At 42.3% G+C, this 7,209-nt stretch carries 4 protein-coding genes; all 4 read right to left on the bottom strand.

The window, feature by feature from the left end; all coding sequences use genetic code 11:
* Positions 1-79: 79 nt before the first annotated feature.
* The 4 genes from G610_RS0115730 to G610_RS22815 all read right to left on the bottom strand — a co-directional run bounded on the left by G610_RS0115730 (position 80) and on the right by G610_RS22815 (position 6,404).
* On the bottom strand, positions 80-1,681 hold the full coding sequence (locus G610_RS0115730) for a response regulator transcription factor (RefSeq protein WP_051198056.1): 1,602 nt from the start codon (positions 1,679-1,681) through the stop codon (positions 80-82).
* Between the two features lie 151 nt (positions 1,682-1,832).
* Complete coding sequence (locus tag G610_RS0115735) at positions 1,833-3,716, bottom strand: ABC transporter substrate-binding protein (protein ID WP_026525530.1); 1,884 nt, start codon at positions 3,714-3,716, stop codon at positions 1,833-1,835.
* A 264-nt stretch (positions 3,717-3,980) separates the two neighbouring features.
* A complete protein-coding gene (locus G610_RS0115740; RefSeq protein ID WP_026525531.1) occupies positions 3,981-4,955 on the bottom strand; it encodes a carbohydrate ABC transporter permease in 975 nt (324 codons plus the stop codon).
* Between the two features lie 12 nt (positions 4,956-4,967).
* Entirely contained in the window at positions 4,968-6,404 is a 1,437-nt protein-coding gene (locus tag G610_RS22815; protein WP_242829668.1) for an ABC transporter permease subunit, read from the bottom strand.
* Between the last annotated feature and the right edge of the window lie 805 nt (positions 6,405-7,209).

Consider the following 7,209-nt stretch of genomic DNA (forward strand, 5'->3'; position numbering starts at 1 on the left):
GTAGAAAACCCCAAAATAAACATATTCCTAAATATTATAGCATAAGAATTTATTTATTGAGGGATTTTTATGACCGGATTTATTCGATTTCGTTTATGCTCTGTTTTCTGAATTCCGCAGGAGTCATACCGGCATGTTTCCTGAATTTCTTGCCAAAATAATCCACATCGCTGTAGCCCACCATCTGAGCAACTTCGTAGACCTTGTATTTACCGCCGGATAAAAATTCTTTAGCCTTTTTTATTCTGCACTCGTTGAGATAGTAGTTGTAGCCTGTGCCGGTGGTCCTTGTAAAAAGTCTTCCAAGGTATCCGCTGTTATATCCAAACTCTGCTGCCAGCTCCTCCAAAGTAAGCGGCTGCATGTAATTCCTGTCGGTATAGGAAATAATATCATCTATGATGTTTTCAGATCCCACATGATCATGAAGTCTGTCCATGACCTTTCCCAAAATCTCGTTTACGTACTGCATAATCTCATACAGATAAAATCTGCTCTCTATGAACTCAATAATCCCTGCATGGGAGTCAAAAATGTCAGAGAGCTTGGGATACTGCTTGGTGAGCCTGTCCTTTATCTGAAGCAAAAGCTCAGTCACATAAAGGCACACATCGGAGCTGTCTATATCCTGCTCTTTTATGTAGTCGGAAATCTCCTCGAGGACATTGATAAGTCTTGATCTGTTTCCGTTTATCACAGCATCGAAAATCTGATCCAAATATTTTTTCAGATTCTCTCTTACATCCTCTTTTTCACTTTTGCCTTCAGGAATAACATCGCTGTATTCGTGTGTAAAATGAGCTCCTTCCTCGCAGAAAAATCGCCTTTTCGCAAGAGCCTTGGCAGTTTCAAAGGACGCATATATCTCTTCCGGAGAATATGCAATTTTTCCCATGGCAATAAAAAGCATATCCAGGGGACTGCCGGATTCTATGGGCTGCTTTTCATAGTGAGAAATGAAATCCTCAAACCTCGCGATCTGGGCCTTACCCTTTAACAGAATACAGTTATATCCTTCAGCAGGAATCACCTCGTAGCTTCCGCTTTCAAGGAAGGTACCCAGCATATCCGTAAAGCTGTAGTCCTTTTTATCCACTTCGCCCTTGCCAAGCTTGTTGTGATAGGTTTCGTAAATAACCACCTGATAGGCATTCTGTAAAAGGCCAAGCTCTGACAGTTCTTCCTTTTGTTCTTCGCTGACCTTTGAATCTATATTGTCAAAATAAGTTCCAAGAAGAAGTTCTCTTGCCACGACACCCTTGGCTTTACTCTGCATTTTGCCGGACTTAAGATCCTCTTTTGTATTCTTATCAATTTCCTCTTTTATTCTTTTTACTGTGACATATAATTCATCTTCATCCACAGGCTTTGTGATGTAGTTTGTCACCTTGTTTTTTATGGCTTCCCTTGCATAGGAAAAATCAGAGTAGCCGGAAAGGATAATAAAATATCCCTTAAAGCCCTGCTCTCTTGCCATTTTTATAACGTCCATTCCATGGACCTTGGGCATCTGCATATCCATCACAACCAAAGAAGGCTGCAATTTCGTTATGGCCATCAGCGCCTCTTCGCCGTTTGAGGCATCTCCCACAACAGTAAATCCCAACTCTTCCCAGTCAATAATGAGCTTAATACCCTCTCTTATGTTTTCCTCATCATCCGCTATAAGTACTGTTTCCACGCGGATTTCCTCCATTTCGTTTCCAAATGATCTACAAACAATTCTAGCATATTAACATTAGATATACTGAAAAATATGAATAGGCTTCTTTCTAAAAAGTAGGAAAAGGCTACGGCCATTTAGACCGCAGCCTCCGCCTTAAAGAGGGTTATTATTCTGCCATAGCAGCATCTTCTGCTGCTGCGCGAAGCTTTGCCTCGTTCTCTTGGAACTCGACGCACTCAGCATAGCCATATTCCTCTGCCTGCTGAATCATATCTGCTACGATAGAATCGAATTCCTCATCAGATGAAGCATAAATAGCCTTCCATGTGTTGTCCTTTACGCAGGTTGATACCTGATCCCAAACAACCTGGAGCTCATCTGAATGAACGCCGCCGGTGTACATTGTTCCGGGCGAAAGAACATAATCATACTTATCAAGGTACTCATCAGGTGTATCAGCGCCTGCGAAATCTCTCCACTTCTGCTCAATCTCAGAGCCTGCCTCTGTTGAGAAGCTTTCCCAGTTTCTGTAGTTGAAGGTCTCGCCGTTACTGTCAGGGTTAGGAGCATCAAGTGACCATGTTGAGTTATTCATCTTGAAGGAACCGTCATCATAAGTTCCGTCATAGCCGTTACCCATCTCTGTGGAAATATCTGTCTTGCATGCAAGTCCGATATCTGTGAAGCAGGTCTTTCCGTTTTCATCATAGTACCAGCATACGTCCTTAGGACCATACTCAGAGATCATGCGTCCCTCGGGAGTTGAGAGCCAGTTAATGATAGCCATGCAAAGCTCAGGATACTCTGTGTTTGCACCGATTGACCAGATTCTGTTACCACCGTAAACATTAAGACCATAGCGGATAGGTGTAGCCTTTGAAGGCTTTACAGGGAACATAGCTTTTCCACTCTCAAGGTGATCAGGTGTGTTGTAAAGAGCTGATCCCATGAAGTTAAATACGTTAAGGAATGCTGTACCGTTCTGGTAGTCTTCCTGCATTCCGTTAAATCCCTGTGTCTGTGAATCAGGATCAAGAAGTCCCATCTGATAGAGCTTGTTATAGAACTTAAGAGCTGTCAGATAAGGTCCGTTCTCCTCAAGTACGGGATGGAAGGTCTGGGTGCCTGGATCATAAAGTCCAAGTCCGAACTCATCATATCCGTAATAAGCTGTTGCTGTTGACTTAACGAACATAACCATGTCGCCGTCCCAGTCATTGAAAAGAGATACACCGTATGTAGGATTGCCGTTATCATCTGTAGGGCAAACCTCTTTCATCTTTGCAAGGCAGTCTACAACGCTGTCAAAATCAGTGAGCTCAGGAGAGCCGATCTCTTCATAAAGGTCATAACGAAGATCCCATGTATACATGAATGAGCCCGGATCCTCTGCTGAACGTGTTACATCAAAACCAAAGCCGTAAAGCTTACCGTCTGAAGAAATTCCCTTATTTTTCTCAAGAGCTGCCTGCATGTTATCTTTGATGTAAGGGCCGTACTCTGTGAGAAGATCATCCTCTTCCCAGTCAAAAAGCATTCCCTTATCAACTGCCTGCTGGTAGTCATCTCCGTCCTGTCCCCAGATAACAAGATCACCCAGGTTACCGGACTCCATACGTGTGTCATAGACACCGTCGTTTTCAGGAATGATGTTCAGCTTAACATTGAATTTATCAAGCATGATCTTGCCAAACCAGCCTGTCTGCTCACCTGAGTAGTTTGCCAGCTGATCATAAACATCCAGTGTAACTGTCTCCTTAGGAATGATGTCAGTTAAGTCTGCCTCTAAATCCCCTGAAGCATCAGCTGCATCACCTGCATCACCTGCATCCTCGCTGCTTTCAGCCTCATCTGTAGCTGCTTCTTCAGTTTCTGCTTCCTCAGTTGCAGCTTCAGTTTCTTCTGCGGTTTCTTCAACCACCTCTTCTGCGTCGTCAGCGTCCGCAGTATCTGTTGTCACAGTTCCTGCCGGATTGCTGGTACCACAGGCTGCCATTGACATAGTCATAGTCGATGCCATCAGTAGTGCTAAAACTTTCTTTGATTTCATTTCACTAACCTCCCTTTACTTGTTTTTGTTATATGTTTTTACTTCAAACGCTTCGAAGCAAAATCATCACTTAAAGTAGTGAATGTATTTCAATGTCCTGGCAGAACCAGAATACATATATGTTGTGTGAAGCTGCGTGTAAAAACGTTGGTTCTTAAGTGGTGTTCTTTACCACTTTAGAACCACTACGTTTTTAATCGAGCGAAAGCGTCAGCAGAACACAATATGTATGTATTATTGGTTCGACAGGGCATGAAATACAGCTCAGCCTTTCACAGCCCCGATCATTATGCCCTTCTCGAAGTAGCGTTGCATGAAAGGATATACTAACAGGATCGGAATGATTGTTACCATTGCTATTGTGTATTTGATTACTTTGCCGTTAAGTGCTGAATCCAGCACACTTTTACTGATTCCCGAGGTGCTTCCCGCGCTCATAAGTGCTGCCAGGTTACTTGTGGTATTAAGGTAGATGTACAGTCTGTGCTGCAATGTATAGAGCTGCGGCGCTGACTGCATCAGGATCAGCGAATCCTGGAATGAGTTCCAATGACCTACCGCACCGAAAATTGCTATGGTTGCCAGAATTGGTTTTGACAGCGGCAAAATTATGGTCCAGAAAATCTTCAAATGAGATGCCCCGTCAAGAGCTGCACTTTCCTGAAGCTCTCCGGGAATTGCAGACTCTATGTAGGTTTTCACCAGGATAATGTTGTAAGGAGCAACGATACCCGGAATGATGTATGCCCAGAATTTGTTGGTAAGACCAAGCATAGCCATGTTCAGATACCAGGGAATAATTCCTGCATTAAAGTACATGGTGATTACCAGAAATCTATACCAAAAACTTCTCCCCCACATGTCCTGCTGAGTAACCAGATATCCCACAAAGGCTGATGCAAGCACCATTAGAAGTGTTCCCAAAACAGTTCTTGCAAGTGTTACTCCAAAGGATCCAAACAGGTCATTAACCTGCAAAAGACGGATGTAGTTTTCAAAATGTATTCCTCTTGGAACGAAATTTATAAGGCCCTTCCGCACCAGTTCATTGTCACTTATGGTGTTTATGAAAAGGTAATAGAACGGGAATATACATACCAGGGTAAAGACTGCGAAAACAAAGTAGTTTATCACATTAAAAACTATGTCAGAGGGCTTTTGCCTGATAGCACTTTTGTGCTTTTTCATGTACTCCCTCTCAGCTTTCGCTTCTCTTTTTGCTATTTCAGATACGCTCATTTTTCTCCCCTCTTATACAATGGTCTCTCCGCGGAGAACCTTACTGATCGTATTGGCTACATACAAAAGCGTCACACTTATTACCGACTTAAGCATTCCCACCACGGTAGACAGCGGAATTGCGCCTTTGACGATACCCATTTTATAAACGTAAAGATCAAGCACCATGATCTGTGAAGTATTGGATGAATTCTCAAATACCAAATACTGATCCATACCGTTTGACAAAATGCCTGCAACCGCCATAAGCAGAAGTACATAAAAGGTAGGCATAAGTCCCGGTACTGTTACGTGCCACATCTTCTGGAATCTTCCTGCACCGTCAACGGTAGCCGCTTCATAGAGCTGCTGGTCGATACCTGAAATTCCCGCGATATAGATGATTGCGCTCCATCCAAGACCCTTCCACAATCCCCAGCAAAGCATCTTAAGCCATGTATGGGAGCCGCTCATAAGGAAGTTCTTACCCTCAGTCCAGATTCCAAGATTGATCATCAAAGAACTGATAAATCCGTCTGTTGAAAAAATACAGAAGGCAATAGCAAAAACAAGAACCCAGCTTATGAAATTCGGTATTGTTGTAAAGGTCTGAACGAACCTTCTGAATCTGCTGTTTTTTATCTCCGAAAGGAAAATCGCAAAAGCCATAGGCATCCAGCTTGTAGCAATTCCAAGGCCGCTCATTGCCAGGGTGTTCTTCATTACATTTATGATGTCTCTTGTAGTGGATTTATTTCGAACCAGCTGAGCGAACCATTTAAATCCCACAAAGCTGTCCATGGAAAGCGTGTCACCTGCTTTGTAATCAAAGAAGGCATATCTCCATCCCCAAAGTGGCAGGTAGCAAAATACAAATGCCAAAATAATGAAGGGAAGGAACATCAGGAAAAGCTTGAACTTTGTTTCCATTTCAAACTTCTCATCCTTAGATGGCTTTCCGACAAATACAAGCTCAAGTACGGATAAGACCACCATTACCACCAGAAGCACAAGCATTATGTAGTAGAAATTCTGAAACATTGGCTCAACCTTGGAGGGCTTTGTGGTAGCAGCAATCTGAAAATATGCCGACCATATTCCCCACATTGAAATGGCAGAAACAAGAGCTCCAACGGTACTTATAAGATTGCCCATGAACCTGCATTTTTTATTTCCAAGAGAAAGACAGGCACCTATGGCACAGGCCATTATTCCAAGACAAATAAAGAGACTTGCTATGTTAAGAAGATGCATGGTAGATTCCATGACCCATCCCTTTTTAAAGGCTCTTCCAAAATTCGCTATGAGATTTCCGTAAGAAAAACCTGCTGTAAGAAGCGATGTGCTTCGATTGATAAGTCCGCTTATCCTGGCTACATTGAGCCCCGGAAAAAACAGGATTATCAGAAGAAAAACAGAAATTATCCTATATGGATAGTATACGATTTTCGTAACTTTTTCCTTAGACACTATAACCCCTCCCCTAAACTGACCAGACATCAGTTATCATCTGATACTAATAATTCTAGAGTTTTGGGAGGATTTACAGCACCCTCAGAATCCGATTAAAAACACCCTAATTTTTGTACATAACAAAAAGTGGAGAGAGGAATGTATCCTTTAAATTGGCTTGATAAGACACTTCCATAAATCTCTCCCTTGTCGTTAAAACAATTACAAGAAACAATATTGCGTCTATAATTTTAACATGTCAGTTCGGTCTATTTATTTCGCAAATCTATATAGATTATTAAATTTAAATTGAGCTTCAATTCGTGCCAATATAAAAAGGAAAGCCGCTACACCGGCTTCTATTCTGAAGCAAACGTAGCGGCTCATCATTTATAAACGTTATTTATCTTAGGTCTTTGAGTTTTTGAAGATCATGAGCATACAATTCTATATATCCACATTCAGGGCATACATGACAGTCAACCTCACACCTGACTCCTGTATCAAAAATGCTCTTTTTCTTTAGGCTCCGATTTCTATTTTCACGCAGAGAAAATCTAGTTTTCGTCGATTTCCTCTGCTCGAGTACCTCCTATCAAGGCTTGAATATCCCTTCCTGAGCAGAGAAAATTCTGTTTTTGACGTTTTTCTCTGCTTGAGTACCTCCTACCAAGGATCGAATATCCCTTCCTGAGCAGAGAAAATTCTGTTTTTGACGTTTTCCTCTGCTTGAGTCCCCCCTACCTAGGCTTGAATATCCCTTCCTGCGCAGAGAAAATCCAACTTTTGACCATTTCCTCTGCTTGAGCACCTCCTATCAAGG

The sequence above is a fragment of the Butyrivibrio sp. MB2005 genome, from assembly GCF_000424285.1.
Lineage (GTDB): Bacteria > Bacillota > Clostridia > Lachnospirales > Lachnospiraceae > Butyrivibrio.

Excerpts from the sequence above, each read along its gene's own strand:
- G610_RS0115735 (WP_026525530.1), bottom strand. The coding sequence starts at position 3,716 with ATGAAATCAAAGAAAGTTTTAGCACTACTGATGGCATCGACTATGACT.
- G610_RS0115740 (WP_026525531.1), bottom strand. The coding sequence starts at position 4,955 with ATGAGCGTATCTGAAATAGCAAAAAGAGAAGCGAAAGCTGAGAGGGAG.